This is a genomic window from Streptococcus oralis (assembly GCF_023110055.1).
GTDB lineage: Bacteria > Bacillota > Bacilli > Lactobacillales > Streptococcaceae > Streptococcus > Streptococcus oralis_BY.
This window is the reverse complement of sequence record NZ_JALDVG010000001.1, coordinates 264,575-265,539: the sequence shown is the minus strand read 5'-3', so window position 1 is coordinate 265,539 and position 965 is coordinate 264,575. Positions and strand designations below refer to the sequence as shown.

The 965-nt window shown below is 45.9% G+C and carries 1 protein-coding gene; it reads right to left on the bottom strand.

Going from position 1 to position 965, the window contains the following annotated elements; genetic code table 11:
- On the bottom strand, positions 1–965 hold a 965-nt coding region (locus M1G01_RS01245), incomplete at both ends, for an MSCRAMM family protein (RefSeq protein WP_247930960.1).

Sequence of the window (965 nt, the reverse complement as noted above, 5' to 3'; positions counted from 1 at the left end):
TAACCAGTTGGAGCGGCTTCCTCATGGAAGGTGTAAGTACCTGGTGCCAAGTTGAGATCTTTAGACTTACCAGCTTCAGATGTCCAGCTTTCTACGGCTGTGCCTTCTGCCTTATCGCCTTTGTAGATCTTGATTTGAGCACCTGCGATTTCTGTTCCACCAAGGCTAACCTTGCTGAAGGTGATCTTACGTGGAAGGTCATCGTCTTTGTCGGTTACAGTTACTGTTGAGCCATTTGTAACGACTTTGTTTTCTTCACCCTTAGAGTCTTTCTCACCAACATTTGTCACTTCCACTGTGCCATCATGTTTGACTTGGAAAGTGATGTCCGTTACTTTGAGGTAACCAGTTGGAGCGGCTTCCTCATGGAAGGTGTAAGTACCTGGTGCCAAGTTGAGATCTTTAGACTTACCAGCTTCAGATGTCCAGCTTTCTACGGCTGTGCCTTCTGCCTTATCGCCTTTGTAGATCTTGATTTGAGCACCTGCGATTTCTGTTCCACCAAGGCTAACCTTGCTGAAGGTAATCTTACGTGGAAGGTCATCATCTTTATCGGTTACAGTTACTGTTGAACCGTTTGTGGCAACTTTGTTTTCTTCACCCTTAGAGTCTTTCTCACCAACGTTTGTCACTTCCACAGTGCCATCATGTTTGACTTGGAAAGTGATGTCCGTTACTTTGAGGTAACCAGTTGGGGCTGCTTCCTCATGGAAGGTGTAAGTGCCCGGAGCCAAGTTGAGATCTTTAGACTTACCAGCTTCAGATGTCCAGCTTTCTACGGCTGTGCCTTCTGCCTTGTCGCCCTTGTAAATCTTGATTTGTGCACCAGCGATTTCTGTTCCACCAAGGCTAACCTTGCTGAAGGTAATCTTACGTGGAAGGTCATCGTCTTTATCGGTTACAGTTACTGTTGAACCGTTTGTGGCAACTTTGTTTTCTTCACCCTTAGAGTCTTTCTCACCAAC